At 69.6% G+C, this 14,251-nt stretch carries 15 protein-coding genes; 11 read left to right on the top strand and 4 right to left on the bottom strand.

Annotation, left to right across the window (positions count from 1 at the left end; genetic code table 11):
* Positions 1-8: 8 nt before the first annotated feature.
* Together ACGF2Y_RS14780 and ACGF2Y_RS14775 are read right to left on the bottom strand one after the other, a co-directional pair.
* The gene (locus ACGF2Y_RS14780) at positions 9-131 is read right to left on the bottom strand and encodes a helix-turn-helix domain-containing protein (RefSeq protein WP_392946787.1); all 123 of its coding nucleotides are present in this window, start codon (positions 129-131) and stop codon (positions 9-11) included.
* Positions 132-222: 91 nt separating this feature from the next.
* On the bottom strand, positions 223-558 hold the full coding sequence (locus ACGF2Y_RS14775) for a hypothetical protein (RefSeq protein ID WP_392946581.1): 336 nt from the start codon (positions 556-558) through the stop codon (positions 223-225).
* 107 nt (positions 559-665) lie between these two features.
* On the opposite strand from ACGF2Y_RS14775, the gene ACGF2Y_RS14770 reads away from it, so the two are divergent.
* Positions 666-1,514, top strand: a complete 849-nt coding sequence (locus tag ACGF2Y_RS14770; RefSeq protein WP_392946579.1) for a hypothetical protein — start codon at positions 666-668, stop codon at positions 1,512-1,514.
* A 547-nt stretch (positions 1,515-2,061) separates the two neighbouring features.
* On the top strand, positions 2,062-2,337 hold the full coding sequence (locus ACGF2Y_RS14765; RefSeq protein WP_392946577.1) for a hypothetical protein: 276 nt from the start codon (positions 2,062-2,064) through the stop codon (positions 2,335-2,337).
* 13 nt (positions 2,338-2,350) lie between these two features.
* Here ACGF2Y_RS14765 and ACGF2Y_RS14760 read toward each other — a convergent pair whose 3' ends face one another.
* Positions 2,351-2,746 carry a hypothetical protein gene (locus ACGF2Y_RS14760; RefSeq protein ID WP_392946575.1) on the bottom strand — a complete coding sequence of 132 codons (396 nt, stop codon included), beginning with the start codon at positions 2,744-2,746 and terminating at the stop codon, positions 2,351-2,353.
* Positions 2,747-3,914: 1,168 nt separating this feature from the next.
* The gene (locus tag ACGF2Y_RS14755; protein WP_392946572.1) at positions 3,915-4,352 is read right to left on the bottom strand and encodes a hypothetical protein; all 438 of its coding nucleotides are present in this window, start codon (positions 4,350-4,352) and stop codon (positions 3,915-3,917) included.
* Positions 4,353-4,444: 92 nt separating this feature from the next.
* On the opposite strand from ACGF2Y_RS14755, the gene ACGF2Y_RS14750 reads away from it, so the two are divergent.
* The 9 genes from ACGF2Y_RS14750 (at position 4,445) to ACGF2Y_RS14710 (ending at position 14,243) form a co-directional block, all read left to right on the top strand.
* Positions 4,445-5,113 (top strand): hypothetical protein, encoded by a 669-nt coding sequence (locus ACGF2Y_RS14750; protein WP_392946570.1) that lies wholly within the window; start codon positions 4,445-4,447, stop codon positions 5,111-5,113.
* Between the two features lie 38 nt (positions 5,114-5,151).
* Positions 5,152-6,351: a phage tail protein gene (locus ACGF2Y_RS14745; protein ID WP_392946567.1), complete on the top strand. Its 1,200-nt coding sequence runs from the start codon at positions 5,152-5,154 to the stop codon at positions 6,349-6,351.
* Positions 6,348-7,631, top strand: coding sequence for a tape-measure protein (locus ACGF2Y_RS14740; RefSeq protein WP_392946564.1), 1,284 nt, complete (start codon positions 6,348-6,350; stop codon positions 7,629-7,631). Before ACGF2Y_RS14745 ends, ACGF2Y_RS14740 begins: the two co-directional genes overlap by 4 nt.
* Positions 7,632-7,672: 41 nt before the next feature.
* Positions 7,673-8,617 (top strand): phage distal tail protein, encoded by a 945-nt coding sequence (locus ACGF2Y_RS14735; protein ID WP_392946563.1) that lies wholly within the window; start codon positions 7,673-7,675, stop codon positions 8,615-8,617.
* Positions 8,618-8,662: 45 nt separating this feature from the next.
* Complete coding sequence (locus tag ACGF2Y_RS14730; RefSeq protein WP_392946560.1) at positions 8,663-9,862, top strand: hypothetical protein; 1,200 nt, start codon at positions 8,663-8,665, stop codon at positions 9,860-9,862.
* 8 nt (positions 9,863-9,870) lie between these two features.
* Positions 9,871-10,977, top strand: coding sequence for a hypothetical protein (locus ACGF2Y_RS14725; RefSeq protein WP_392946558.1), 1,107 nt, complete (start codon positions 9,871-9,873; stop codon positions 10,975-10,977).
* Positions 10,978-10,980: 3 nt separating this feature from the next.
* A complete protein-coding gene (locus ACGF2Y_RS14720; RefSeq protein WP_392946555.1) occupies positions 10,981-11,697 on the top strand; it encodes a hypothetical protein in 717 nt (238 codons plus the stop codon).
* An 82-nt stretch (positions 11,698-11,779) separates the two neighbouring features.
* A complete protein-coding gene (locus ACGF2Y_RS14715) occupies positions 11,780-13,240 on the top strand; it encodes a phage tail protein (RefSeq protein ID WP_392946552.1) in 1,461 nt (486 codons plus the stop codon).
* Between the two features lie 85 nt (positions 13,241-13,325).
* Entirely contained in the window at positions 13,326-14,243 is a 918-nt protein-coding gene (locus tag ACGF2Y_RS14710; RefSeq protein ID WP_392946550.1) for a peptidoglycan-binding protein, read from the top strand.
* The last annotated feature ends 8 nt before the right edge of the window (positions 14,244-14,251 follow it).

The following is a 14,251-nucleotide window of genomic DNA, read 5'->3' as shown; positions in this document are numbered from 1 at the left end:
GCCCGGCATCATCGGCAGTACCGCGGCCTGCCGGGACGCGGCTCATCGGTCAGCCCGTCCAGCCGCAACCGGATGAACCTCGACCGCCAGCGATTCACCGTTCCATGCGATACACCGAGTTCGGCGGCGATCTCCTCGTTCGTCCCGCCTTCCGCGCAGCGGGACGCCCGGGCGTCCCCGGCACTGCAGACGCCACCGGAAGCGGGCGGACCGGGCCCCTTCTCAGTAGAAGCCGATGAGCCGGATACCGGCCCACACGATCGCGGTGACGAGCAGCACGACCAAGAAGGCGCAGCCGCTGAGCCGTGAGGGCCGGAGGCTGTACCGAGCGTCGTTCCTCCGGGGCTTGCGGGGGTCGTAGACGATCAGCCCCGCCCCGCCGCCGTCCCCTCGCGGGTCCTCCGGTCCGAGGTCCGCATGGCACGGGTACGTCTTCCCGTCCACGGTGAAGGTCGCACCGAAACGCTGCCCCGGCTCGTCCCCGACGACGGCCACACCCCGCAGGGAGAGCACAACCCAACGGAACGCCATCCAGAGCGCCACGAGGGCAATCGGCAAGCAGAGCACCACGATCAAGAGATACGGCAACGGGTGCGATTCGTAATAGGAGTGGCCTATCACGCTTTATCCCTCCAGAACTCATCGCTCACAAGAAAGGGGACGTCATGGCTATTGCACCGGAACCGTCCGGGGCGTCGGAGAGCCCTCTGTCCGCCACCAGTATGACGGCACTCGTCAACCAGCACACGGAGGAGATCGCGGCGCTCAAGTCCGCCACGGCCACCCTCGAATTCTCCAACCTGCCGGAGTCCATCCACCCCTTCAAGAACTGGAAGGACCTCACTTCCTCCCACCAGGCGCTCTACTGGAGCATCCAGGGCGTCAAGGTAGACGTGGAGGCCTTGGCCCTCACCACCGCCGGGCTCAGTCTTCTGGGCGCTGAGCTGGTGCGGAGTCCGCTCGCTTCGATCGTCGACAGCGCTGCCGGCGCCCTCTGGCAGCGGGGCCTCAAGGCTGTCGACGGGCGGCGCTTTCTGGGGCCGTTCGTGAGGTCCTTCGCACCGGACTCCGAGAGGCAGCAGCTTGACATCAACAAGCTCAAGGATGAGACCCGACGACATGACGTCCGCATCGGGGAACACACGACGGCCCTTCGGACACTCGACCGCACGTCCGAGACACTGCGGAACACAGTGGGCCAGACCCGGCGTCTCGCCGAAAGCGCTGTGACCAAGGTCGAGCGCACCAGCACCGCCATGGGCCGGCAGGTAGGCGCCCTGCGTGGTGACCTCGGCCGGGCGCGACAGATTTCCGACCAAGCGCTCGCCCGGGCGAACTCCGCTCATCGGCGGCTCGACGGCGCTGATACCGGTCGCCGGAACCAACGGGCGAATGTCGCGGCCGTGGGCGCCTCACAGGTGAGCGGCCAAGACCCGCGCAGGCTCCGGGAGGCCGGGGAACAGATCCGGCAGTTGGAGGCGCGGGTCAACGGCCTCGTCCGCGCGCTGAGCTGAGGGCGCGAACGGCGAACACAGACCCAGCCGAAGCGCTTTGCGCGCCCGGGCCCGTGGACATGTCTTCCGGTGTCGTCGGGAACTGCGAGAAAGCAGAAGCCCACCCCATTTCTTGTGCGGCCCCTGCGGCGCACCGGTGGTTCCCTCGACGGCGGTCCCCGGGGCCCCGCATCGGGGCGGGCGCACCTACTGCATCGGCCTGCCGGGGTCCCGTGGCTGGCGGCCGACGGCGTGGCGCCGCGTAGCAGCGGTGTCCACGCCATCGTCGCCCAGGCCGGTGAGTCCGAGGCCGACACCAGGCGACGCCGATCCGAGAAGCAAGGCACGCCACCGGCACTTCTCACAGCGCCACCCCCATTTTCTCCAGCGTGCTTCCCGCCATGGGGAGCGCCAAGGCCAGCGTGAGAGGAAAAAGGACTACGGCCGTGACCGACTTCGACAGCACACGCCAGGGATTGAGAGGGCGACGTCAGATATCTGAAGAAGCCCGAAGGGCACAGACGAAGAATTCAACACCGCGGACTCCTATCGATTGCTGGTCAAGCACATGCCGCACGACAGCGCCGTCTCCCGCGAACTCGACGGGGACGGCGCGGAGTGGAGCGTGACCGACTGCCTGCCGGTCGCGGCGGTGGACCACCTCGCCGCCGACAACTGGACGTTCGCCTCGGTCAACACCGACGAGGACGCCGAACCACCGGAGGCACCGGTGCCGGTGCCGAGGCCGGGGGATTCCCCGCTCTCGGAGGACACACCGTCGGTGACGGAACGCGAAGTTCCGGAAGGCCCGGACCGGGCGGAGCTGATGCGGTTCTTCAGCTGAACCACCCGCGCCGTCACAGGAAGAGGGACAGCACGAAAACCGTGAGCGCTGTCGTCTGCGCACAGATCACCAGCGCTCCGCAGACGTTCCCGAAAGTGATGGGTGCGACTGCCGAGATCTTCGGGAAGCCGGAGATGTACAGAACCTCCCGGCAGGAACCCATGCGGTTCCGCGCCAGCGAATAGGCGCGCACCTTCGTCAGATACTCAGCCCCGTCGCCGACCTGATATCGAATGTACGCATAATTCCCATTTCTCCTCATACTGATGTCGATGCAAGTGCCCAGGGTTGTCGCACCCCGCCATTTCAACCAGACCAAGCGGCCCAGATGCATCAGCGAAGCAACGAACAGTGCGACCACCCCTCCGATGATCACTACCGCCAGCAGCACGTCAATGAATGCCTTCATGGCTCCTCATGATGTCAAACAGATCTTCCGAAAGGAAGGTGTTCTGCGTGGGTCACCCGGTCGAACCTGGGAAAGAAGAGGACTGCCTCACACAAGAAGATCTCGACGCTGCCATCGACGAATGACTGGGACCCCAGTCTTCTCACCATCGACGAGTCGGGCGTCAAGTTCGCCGGCGTGACGGCTTTCAGGAATCCCGTCACCACCTTCCTGGAAGGCACATCCCTCTCGCCCGAGACAAGGTCTTCCCGGCGTGAAATGCGGGACAAAAAAACTGGCAGCGGGGTTCCGCGGCAGATGACGAGGCCGCACCCAGCCTGAAGGAATATGGTTCAGTATCACGCCTCGCTTGCGGCCTTCACCGGATCCCCCCGATGCGTTCCACGCCGAGATCAGACGACTGAACCCGCCCTCGTCGCCCAGACCCGTGAATTCAGGGTCGCCGACCGGCCCTGTGCCTTCAGCGGCAGGCAAAGCACGCCTCTGGTTCCCTTACAGGGAAACCCCCAATTTCTCCAGCGCGTTTCCCGCCATCGAGAGCGCCAAGGCCAGCGTGAGAGGGAAAAGGAATACGGCCGTGACTGACTTCGACATCACACGCCAAGGATTGAGGGGGGCGACGTCAGAGATCTTCGGCTTCCGCGGAAGATAGATGACGTCCATCCTGGAACCCGGTGCAGGAAGTCTCCCAGCCCAGAATTCCGTGGTCATCGTGTACTCGATTCCACCACGCGCACGATAGTCGACTATCACCGACTGCCCGAAGCGTCCCGCCGAATAGCCGGCGCAGGAACCCTCCGCCTGGACGCCGGACATGGCCAGACGTATCGCGTTGACAGCCCTCATCAACGCGTAGCAGCCAGCAAAAGCAGAAGGCCAGAAGCGCAAAAAAGAAGAAGCCCAAGGGGCACGGACGAAGAATTCGACACCACAGACTCCTCACGATCACCTTCTTGAAGGAAAAGCCACCCGGCCGGCGAACCGGCGAAGCGTACCTCTGAGCCGATCGGACATTCCGCGACGGCGCCCCTCACTCACTTTCGAGCACGCTCGAATGCGGTTCAGCATTGCGCCTCCCCTGCAGCCTTCACCAGATCCCTCCGGTGCGTTCCACGCCGGGATCAGGCCACTAAAACAGAAAGGCAGAGAAATCCCCCTGGGGCAGCCCTCAGCCCGGAAACCACACCCGGTGCACGATCCACGCCATGGCCACCAAGCACGCCAAGCCGCTCGCCAAAATCACCGGGACCGCCACCGTCATGTATATCGCGTTCGGAACGAGCGAGCCTACCGGCCAGAGGTCGGCCACCTTGGGATCGCGCGGAAGGTAGACGATTTCCACCTCACCGCCTCTTTCCGGGAGTACGCCCTGCCAACCGGCAGCCACCATTCTATTGGACCCACCGAGCTCGTCCGTGAAATCGACGACGACCCCACTTCCGTACCGGCCGCTCGTATACCCCGAACACACTCCCCTGGTGCGCACTCCTTTTCGGGCCAGGAGAACCTTCTGCCAGAACATCGCCATGAGGACCTTGAGCCCTACGTAAGCCAGGAAGGAAACGCCACCGAGTACCACTAAAGCGACAAATGCCAAAATTTGCATCGGATGCCGAATCCTCTCTGCACAAGTTACTGCGGACATTAATGCCTGCCCGCTCTGCCGTCAACGAGGTGCACCGAGAGAAGGGGACAGCAGTGAGTGAAGAGTACGGACGACTGGAGCGAGAGCTCGATGAAACTCGGACAAGGATCTCGAATTTCGTCGAATCACTAGCCAGTGCGGGACAACGAATAGCGGCCCTTGAGGCGGCGAACACGAGAGAGGCCGCCGCGGCCGCAGAGGTGGACTGGTCGAAAGAGACTCTCAGCAAGATCGACGAGAAGTGGATGAACGATCACGCGGCCATCGCGGACCAAGTGCTCTATTGGAGCACACAGACCTTCAAAGTCGACCCAGCGGCCGTTACGGCAGCACCAGAAGTCGTTTCGTTGTCTCCCCAGGTTTTCGAAGTGGATGCCAACGGAATCGACGTGCTGGGAGTCCAGGTCATTGATTTCTTCAACCAGGACAAGTTCAGAGGCTGGGCGAGGGGAGTACTGGGATTTTCCGAAGCCGGTTCGGCGTCACCCGCAGGGGGACCGAACACCCCCTCGCCTGCCCCGTCCGATCTGGTTGCCGTAGCCGCATCCCAGAACCGAGAGATATTCCAGTACCGGGAGGAATCGTCCGGCTATCTCCGCCAGATAAAAGAAACACACACGAACGCCAAAGCATTCGCACTCGACATACGCGACAGGACGACGAGAGCCAGAAATGAATTCGTGGAAATCGTCAGGACGATTGACCAGGCACTCGGTTCCTGACTCTCGCTCCCGGAACCAACTGGACGATAGGAAGAACTATGCCTCTGCTGCGCTCGCTCAATCAGGCATCAACGGCGCTGGGGAACTTCAGGTCGAGGGCTGACACCGCCGCCCGGGCAGCGAGCGGTCTGCAGAGCAGGGCAACGGGCAGCGACCGCGAGCTGAAGAAGCTCAAGACCTCCGCCCAGGCCTCCGCCCGCCAGTTCACCGCCATCCAGCGCGCCGCCGACAAGGCCGACCGCTCGATGGCCAAGGCCGGCCGGACCGCCAAGAAGAGCGGGCCCCAGGTCGGAAAGTTCAAGTCCGGGGCCGACAAGGCGTCCAAGGGCATGAAGGGGCTCAACAAGTCGATGAAGGGCAACCTCGTCGGCCAGTTGCTCTCCCTGCTCGCCCCGCTCGTCGAGAAGGTGGTCGAGATGGCCGCCCGCTCGAAGACCATGCAGAAGGTCCTCAAGGTCGCCTTCGCCGCGATCAAGAAGGTCATCAGCTCGGTCATGAAGGTCGTCGGGCCGATCATGAAGAAGGCCGGTGCGCTGATCAAGAAGGTCTGGAGCGGCATCAAGAAGGCGATCACCGTCGTCATCAAGGCCGTCGCCAAGGTCATCACGACCTACTTCAACGCCTGGAAGAAGATCATCACCACGGTGATGAACGCCGTCAGGAAGGTCATCTCCAGCGTCTGGAACGGCATCCGGAAGATCATCACTCCCGTCGTCAACTGGATCCGCAGCGCCATCCCCCAGGCCTTCAGCCGCGTCAAGGAGAGGCTGGCCGGCATCTGGGGCGGGCTGAAAGGCATCGCGAGCCGGGCCTTCGGCGCGATCAAGGGGGCGGTGAAGGGCCCCGTCAACGCCGTCATCCGGCTCATCAACTCCGCGATCGGCAGGCTCAACCGCATCAAGGTGTCGATCCCCGGCTGGGTCCCCGGCGTCGGAGGGAAGACCTTCGGCATCAGCCTGCCGAAGATCCCGCAGCTGGCGGCGGGCGGCATCGTGGCCCCGCGCAACGGCGGCGTCCACGCCATCGTCGCAGAGGCCGGCGAGGCCGAGGCCGTGCTGCCGCTGTCCAAGCTGGACCGGCTGCTGCGGCACACCGCCCGCCGGGCCAGGGCCGGGTCGGTCAGCGCCACGGCCGGCGCGATGGCCGGCTTCCAGATCGAGAACTACTACGAGGCGTCCTCCTCCGACCTCCAGGAGACCGCCACCGCCCTGCTGTTCCTGTCCAAGGCCCGCGGATGAGCGCCGCGGCGATCCGGGCCGGCGCCGACCCGCTCGCGGGGGTCGCCGGAGCGCTGAGCACCTTCCGCACCAGGCTCACCGCCACCGGACGGTCCGTCCGCACCGCCGCGCGGACCCTGGGGCAGGCATCGACCGCGGCCGGCCGGATCAAGAGCTCCGCCGCCTCCGCCGGCACCCAGCTCCGGCAGATCAGGACCGGGGCGGACGCCGCCGGCAGGTCCCTCACGAAGACGGGCCGGACAGCAGGCCGTACGGCGACCCAGCTCCGTACCGGCACCGCCAAGGCCCGCCCCGCAGTCGCGCCCCTGAACTCGATCGCCACCGAGGGCGCCCGGTTCAGCGGAGCCGTCGGCGTCCTGGGCAAGGGCTCGGGCACGGTCTCCAAGCTCATGGGCTTCTTCGGCCGCGCGCTCACCGTCGCCTCCGGCGCGATGACCGCCGTCAACCTCGCGATGCGCGCCAACCCCTTCGGGTTCGTCCTCGGCCTGGTCGCCCCGCTGGTCGGCTACCTGATCGAGTACGCGCTCAACTCGCAGGCCGGCCAGAAGATGACGCAGCAGGTCTTCGGCCAGGTCCGCAAGGTGTTCCAGGCGATTCTGAAGTTCCTCGGTCCCGTCCTCAAGGTGTACGCCACCGTGATCTCGGCCTACTTCAAGGCCGCCATCAAGGTCATCACCACGGTCCTGTCCGTCGTCGGCCCGCTGCTCTCCAAGGGCTTCCACTTCACCCGGAGCGCCGTCACCTCGGCCACCCGCGCCCTCTCCGGCCTCGTCCGCCGGACCTGGAGCGGTTTCCGCGCCGTGATCCGGCCCGTCCTGAGCTGGATCACGCAGAAGATCCCCAGCATGTTCACCCGGGTGAAGAGCGCCCTGTCCCGGACCCTGAACGGCATGGGCCGCTTCATCAGCACCGGCATGCAGGGCGTCATGGCCGCCGTCACCGGGCCCGTCAAGGCGCTGATCTCCTTCGCCAACCGGGTCATCGACGGCCTCAACAAGCTGAGCTTCAGCTTCTTCGGGAAGAAGTTCGGCGTCGACCTGCCCAAGATCCCCCAGCTCGCCGAGGGCGGTGTCGTGCAGCCCGCCGGGCCGGACGCCGCCTCCGCCGTGCTGCCGCTCTCCGCGCTCACCCGTCTGCGCCCCGCCGAGGCCTCACCGCACACGACCGGCCCCACCCGCCCCACGGACCGCACCCGGCTGCGCACGTACCACGCCGCCGAGGGCAACGGACCGCTCGCCGTCGCCGGCGACCTGCTGTTCCTGTACGGGGCGGCGGCATGAGCGCCCACCCGCCCCACAACTGAAGCGAGGTGACGGCCCGCATGGCCGAGACCACAACCACACATCCCCACGAGGCGGCACCCGGCTCACTGATCACCCGCGACGGGCAGATCCAGTGGGCCGGACTGCTGATGGGCCCCGGAACACCGTACGAGATCGACCGCACGGGCATCACCGGCTGGGACGACCTCCCGGTCCTGGACACCGGTGACATCTCCCGCCCCGACCAGCACGGCGCCTGGCCCGGCGCCCGCTGGGCCCAGCCCCGCATCGTCGGAGCCTCCCTCTGGCTGCTGCCCCGGAAGGCCGAAGAGGCCCTCGGCGTCCTCTCCGCCTTCCGCACGGCCACCGGAGCGGACGGCGGTGAGCAGTGGCTGGCCGTACGGCTGCACGGCCAGACGCTCGCCGTCCGGGCACGGGTGAGCCGCCGGGTCGTACCGCAGGACCGGTCCTTCCTCGTGCACGGCACGACCAGGACGAGCGTCCAGTGGACCGCGACCGACCCGCGCCGCTTCGGAGCGGTCCTGCGGGAGGCTCGGGCGTTCCTGCCCGTGCAGGAACCGGGCCTGGACTGGCCCGCCGAACCGGGTCCCGCCGGCATGGGGCTCCAGTGGCCGCTGGAGTGGGGCGAGACCGGCACCGCGGGCACCTGCACCGCGGTCAACGAGGGCGGAGCGGCGGCCCTCCCGGTCATCGAGTTCCGGGGACCGCTCCGACGCCCCACGCTGACCCGGCTCCGCGACGGCCGACAGCTCCAGTACGACATCGTGCTCGGCCCCCAGGACGTCCTGACCGTCGACACGGAGGCGGGCACCGTGCTGCTCAACGGCACCGCGTCCCGGCTCTACACCGCGGCCCCCGCCTCCGCCCCCGAGCAGCTGTTCCACCTGCCGCCCGGCGCCACGGAGCTGGCCTTCCGGGCCGGGGACGCCACACCCGACCCGCGGGCCTCGGTCACCCTGCGCTGGCGCGACGCCCACTGGTGACCCTCCGCGGCACCCGACCACCACCACCCCACTCAGGAGGACGACATGCCTGTACGCAGTGCCTGGCTCATCAACCGCACCGAGACCGAGAGCGGCCAGAGCCGCGCCGACACCCGACTCGCCCCGCTCGGCACCATGGCCCCCAACGGATCGCTGACCGGAGCCGGCGGCGTGATGCCCGGTTCCGACAACGGCGAGTACCTGATGTCCGGGCTCTACGTCTTCGGTGAGAGCGCCGGTATGCGAGTGACCGTCGCCCCGGGCCGAGCGGTGATCCAGGGCCAGGGAGCCGCCGGGGCCTACCCGGTCGTCCTGACCGACTACGCGAGCCTCACCCTCGACGACGGGAACGCCTCCAACGACCGTATCGACCTCGTCGTGCTGCGCGTCCGCGACGCCCAGTTCGACGCCGGCGACCGCACCGAAGCCTCTCTGGAGGTCATCACCGGCGAGGCGAAGGCCATCCCCGAGCCGCCGGAGGTCCCGTCGGCGTCCCTCCCGCTCGCCCGGATCACGGTGCCCGCCGGCGCCTCCGTCGGCACGGGCGGCATCGTCTGGGCGGATGCCGTCTACGACCTGCGCGTACCGACCGTGGCGATCGGCGGCATCCTGCCCGAGTCCTGGAACCGCGACGTCGCCGGCGGCTACCCGGGGCAGTACCGCGACTCCTCCGACGCCCTCCAGCGCTGGGACGGGGCCCGCTGGGCGAGCTACCCCCGGCAGACCGGCGGCATCGCCCCGCAGGGGGCGCTGGCCGCGGGTGAGTACACCGGCCAGTACCGCGACGAGGCCGGGCGGCTGGAGCGCTGGGACGGCGCCGTCTGGCGCCCGGCCGTGCCGTCCACCGCCTGGGCGAGCCACTCCGACGGCGGCTACTGCTCCTCCACTTCGTGGGTGGAGTCGGTCACCGACACCACCGGCCCCACCATCACCGCCACCTTCACCGTGCCGGTCACCGGCGCGGTCCTGGTGACCGTCGGCTTCACGGGGCACACCGGCGTCGACGGACAGTGGTCCCGTATGAGCGTCAACATCCGCAAGGACGGCGTCCTGGTCCTCGGCGCGCACGAGGTCCGCGCGGCGACGGTCGGGTCCAAGGCCATGACCTCGGTCTCCACCACCTCCCGCCTCACGGGGCTGCAGCCGGGCGCGGTCTACACGGCGGTCTCCGCCTACACCACGTCGGCGACCAGCAACCGGGGCTGGTTCGACAACCGTTTCATCCGCGTCGACCCGCTCGTGTGAGGCAGCCGATGACCGCTTCCGTCACCACGCCCGTCTACCGGGCGCTCTTCTGCGACCTGCGCACCGACCGTCTGCTGGACGTGCTGCCGCTCACGGAGACCAAGTTCGACGACTACATAGGAAAGCCCGGGTCGCTCTCCGCCAAGATCCCGCTGCCCTCGGGCGCACTGGCGTCCCGCGCCCGGACGGCGCTCCAGCCCGGCCGCACCGCGGTCTGGCTGGAGCGCGACGGGGACATCTGGTGGGGCGGGATCCTGTGGACCTGTACGCCGGCCGCCGACGAACAGGGCCGGCTCACGGTGCGGTTCCAGGCCGGCACGTTCGACTCGTACCTGGACCACCGCATCCTCGCCCACGACCTGGCCGGCACCGGCACGGACCAGTTCGACATCGCCCGCACCCTGATCACGCACGCGCAGGAGCAGGCCGGCGGGGACATCGGCATCGAGCCGGGCCACGACCGCTCCGGGGTGCTGCGGGACTACGCCTACGCCTCCTCCGCACTGGCCCGCATCCGGGAACTGCTGGACAAACTGGGCCAGTTGAGCGACGGCTTCGAGTGGCGCGTCCACTGCTACCGGAACGCGGAGGGCCGCCGGGTCAAACGGCTCCAGCTCGGCCACCCGCAGATCCGCACGGGCCACACGGACATCGTGCTGAACCATCCCGGCCAGGTCCTCTCCTACAGCCTGCCCACGGACTCCACCGTGCAGGCGAACGTCTGGGTGGCCCGCGGCGACTCCGTCAACACCGACCAGTCGCAGGAGTCCCAGCCGCTCACCGTCCGCGCATCGACCCCGGACGACCTGGCGGCGGGCTGGCCCCGCCTGGAGCTGACCTCCGACCACAGCGGCGTCACGGACGAGGCGACGCTGCGCTCGCTGGCCCGTGCCGAACTGGCCCGGCAGAACCGCCCCGAGGTCATCCCGGAGCTGACCGTGCTGCTGGACGGGCGGATCACCCCCGCGCTGCTCGGCGCACGCATCCGGCTGCGCGTCCACGACCTCTGGCACCACGAGGGCCTCGACGCCGCCTACCGGATCGTCGGCATCGCCGTCACCCCGCCCCAGCGCACCAAGGCGGAGACCGCCGTCCTCTACCTGGAAGGAGCCTGACCCGTGGCCATCATCCCCACCGATCTCCTCGACCGTATCCGCGCACTGGAGCGCCAGGTCAGGGAGCTGATGGGCAGCGCCAACACCACTCCGGCACTGAACCGGATCACGGGCGGCGAGGTCGTCATCGGCGACCGGGGCCGGCTGCGCGTACGGACCTCGGGCGACGAGGACCTGCTCTACCTGGGCCGGGTCCAGCCGGACCGCGGCGAGGACGAACCGCAGCAGGGCTTCGTCGTCCGCCGCGACGACGGGTCCCTCGCCCTCACCGTGTGGACGGCGTCCCCCGACACGCTGCCCGTCCAGCCGGTGCAGATCCTCGACCGCCGGGGCAACGTGGTCGTCGCCGACGACGCGATCCGCGGCGGTCTGGCCCGCCCCTACATCCCGTACCCGCTGCCGGGCCCGGCCGACACCGCCCGCTGGGAGTCCACCGGGTCCACGGCCTGGACCACGCTCTACCGGGGCCCCGGCATCGCCCAGCACCCCCGGCTGCACTGCGTGATCGCCGCCGAGGGCAGTACGGGCGCCGAGGTGCGGCTGCTCGTCGACGGCGTCCAGCTCGGCCCGGTCGGCGGGCCGGGCGACGGGCTCGCCCTCACCGAGCGGCTGCCCGCCGACTTCGGCGCCACGGTCTCCTTCGAGATCCAGGCCCGGGTGGCGACCGCCGGCGACACCCTGCGCTGCCGCCCCATCGCCCTGTACGGCGTCCAGTCCTGAGCCCGCGCCGCGCCCCGGCGGCCGACCGTCCCGTCGGCCGCCGGGCCGGCGCGGCCCGTCCACCCACGAAAGGGGCACCCGCGTGCTGCCTGAGAGCATCTCCACCGTCACCGTCACCGCCCGCTACATGACCCCCGACGGACGCCCGATGAGCGGGACCGTCGAGTTCCGCCCGCCGGCGCTCCTCACCCACGCCGACGAGGACCTCTTCCTGGGCGGCCCGACCCGCGCCGCCCTCGACGCGGAGGGCCGCATCGCCGTCGTCCTGCCCGCCACCGACGCCCCCGGCTGGAACCCGGCGGTCTGGACGTACACCGTCACCGAGCGGCTCGCCGGTCTCGCCCGCGGCGGCCGGACCTACCAGATCGCGCTCACGGCCGGGCAGTCGGCGGTGGACCTCGCCGACATCGCGCCGGCCGATCCGGCCGCCCCGCAGTACGTCGCCGTGCCGGGGCCGCCAGGACCCGCCGGGGAGCTGGGGCCGCAGGGCCCCGCCGGGCCGGCCGGCGCGGTGCACTCCGTCAACGGGCACACCGAGGCCGACATCGTGCTGGGCGCGGCGGACGTCTCGGCGCTCGCCGCCGACACGGCGGGCGCGCCGGGCGGGGTGGCCACCCTCGGCGCCGACGGGCTGGTCCCGCCCGCCCAGCTCCCGGCGGGAGGCGGCGCCGTCGCCTCCGTGAACGGGCAGACCGGCGAGGTCCTGCTGACCGCGAACGACCTGGGCGCTCTGACCCCGGCGGCGGGCGACGCCCGCTACCTGGCTCTCGGCGGCGCGCCCGTCACCTCGGTCAACGGTCTCATCGGCGAGGTCGTCCTCGGCGCGGCGGACGTCTCGGCGGTGCCGGACGGCCAAGCGGTGCTGGTGGCGGGCGACCAGACCGTCGACGGGGTGAAGACCTTCATCACCCCGCCCGCGACCGCCGCCGCTCCCGTCACCGCCGACCAGCTGACCCGGCGCGGCTACGTCGACACGGTCGCGGCCTCCGGCACCTGGACCCCCTCGTCGGTCGGGTTCAGCGGCTGGGCGTTCGACCCGGCGGCCGGCTCGTCGCACTCCGTGCAGTACTGCATCAACGGCTGGCTGTACCTCATCGGCGTTCCCCTGCACGCACCCACGACGGTGCGCAACGTCGTGTTCTACGTCGCGGGGTACGCCGGTGGCACCCTGAGCACCTCCTCGTACGCCGGGCTCTACACCAGCACCGGGACCCGGGTCGGTGTGACCGCCACCCTCAAGACCGGCATCCCGCAGACCGAGGGCGAGACCGTCGTCTGCCCGCTCACCGTCCCGTACGAGGCGGAGGCCGGCATCTACTGGGTGGGGCTCGTCGTCAACGGACCGAATCCGACCAACAGCGGCCCCGGTTTCCTGCGCGGCGCCAGCGTGGGCGTGGCGCCGGGCGGCAGCGCCAGGATGCCCGGCGCGTTCATCCGCCACGGCCGGCTCAGCACCACCGGCCGGACCTCGCTGCCCACCTCCTTCTCCCCCGGCGACGTGGTGGCCGACTCCAACGCCATCTGGGCGGCCCTGGCCTCCTGACCGCACATCGTCCCGTCCCACGAGGGGCCCCGCACCGGCCGGTGCGGGGCCCCTCACCCGTTCCGCACCGAAAGGAACCCGCCCCATGGCCACTCCCCTGAGCGCCGACCGGCTGCTCGCCGCGCTGCACGCCGAAGGCGTCAGCGTCGTCGAGTACCCGGGCTGGCGCACCCACAACCGCGATCACAAGGGCGCCTGGGGCCCCGTGAACGGAGTGATGGTCCACCACACCGTCAGCTCCGGCACCGCCGCCTCCGTGAAGCTCTGCCACGACGGCCACGCCACTCTGCCCGGCCCCCTCTGCCACGGCGTCGTCGACAAGGCGGGCACCGTCCACCTGGTCGGCCACGGCCGGGCCAACCACGCCGGGGGCGGCGACCCGGCCGTGCTCCGGCGGGTGATCGCGGAGGACTACGGGGACCGCCCGCCGGCGCCCCGCGAGCACGACGGCAGCGCCGGTTCCGTCGACGGCAACGCCCGCTTCTACGGATTCGAGTGCGTCAACCTCGGTGACGGGGCGGACCCCTGGCCGGCCGCCCAGCTCGACGCGGTCGAACGCGTCTCCGCGGCCGTCTGCCGGGCCCACGGCTGGACTGCCCGCAGCGTCATCGGCCACCTGGAGTGGTCCGACTGGAAGGTCGACCCGCGCGGCTTCACCATGCCGTCGATGCGCGACCGCATCGCCACCCGGCTGGCCGCTCCGGCTGACGGAGCGGCCCCGAGCCGGCCGGCCGGCGGCTCCCTCGCCCCCCGCCACCAGCCTTTCCCGGGCGCTTCCTTCTTCAGCGCCCGCACCAGCTCCCCCGTGATCACCGCCATGGGCCGCCGGCTCGTCGCCGAGGGCTGCTCGTCGTATGCCGTCGGGCCCGGCCCCCGCTGGAGCGAAGCGGACCGCCGCTCGTACGCCGCCTGGCAACGCAAGCTCGGTTTCCGGGGCGGCGACGCCGACGGCATTCCCGGCCGCACGTCCTGGAACGCCCTGAAAGTCCCCCGGACGGGATGAGGAGCCTG

This window comes from Streptomyces sp. NPDC048142, assembly GCF_043202835.1.
Lineage (GTDB): Bacteria > Actinomycetota > Actinomycetes > Streptomycetales > Streptomycetaceae > Streptomyces.
Note: the sequence above shows the minus strand (reverse complement) of the source record. Positions and strands in the feature narration are given on the sequence as shown.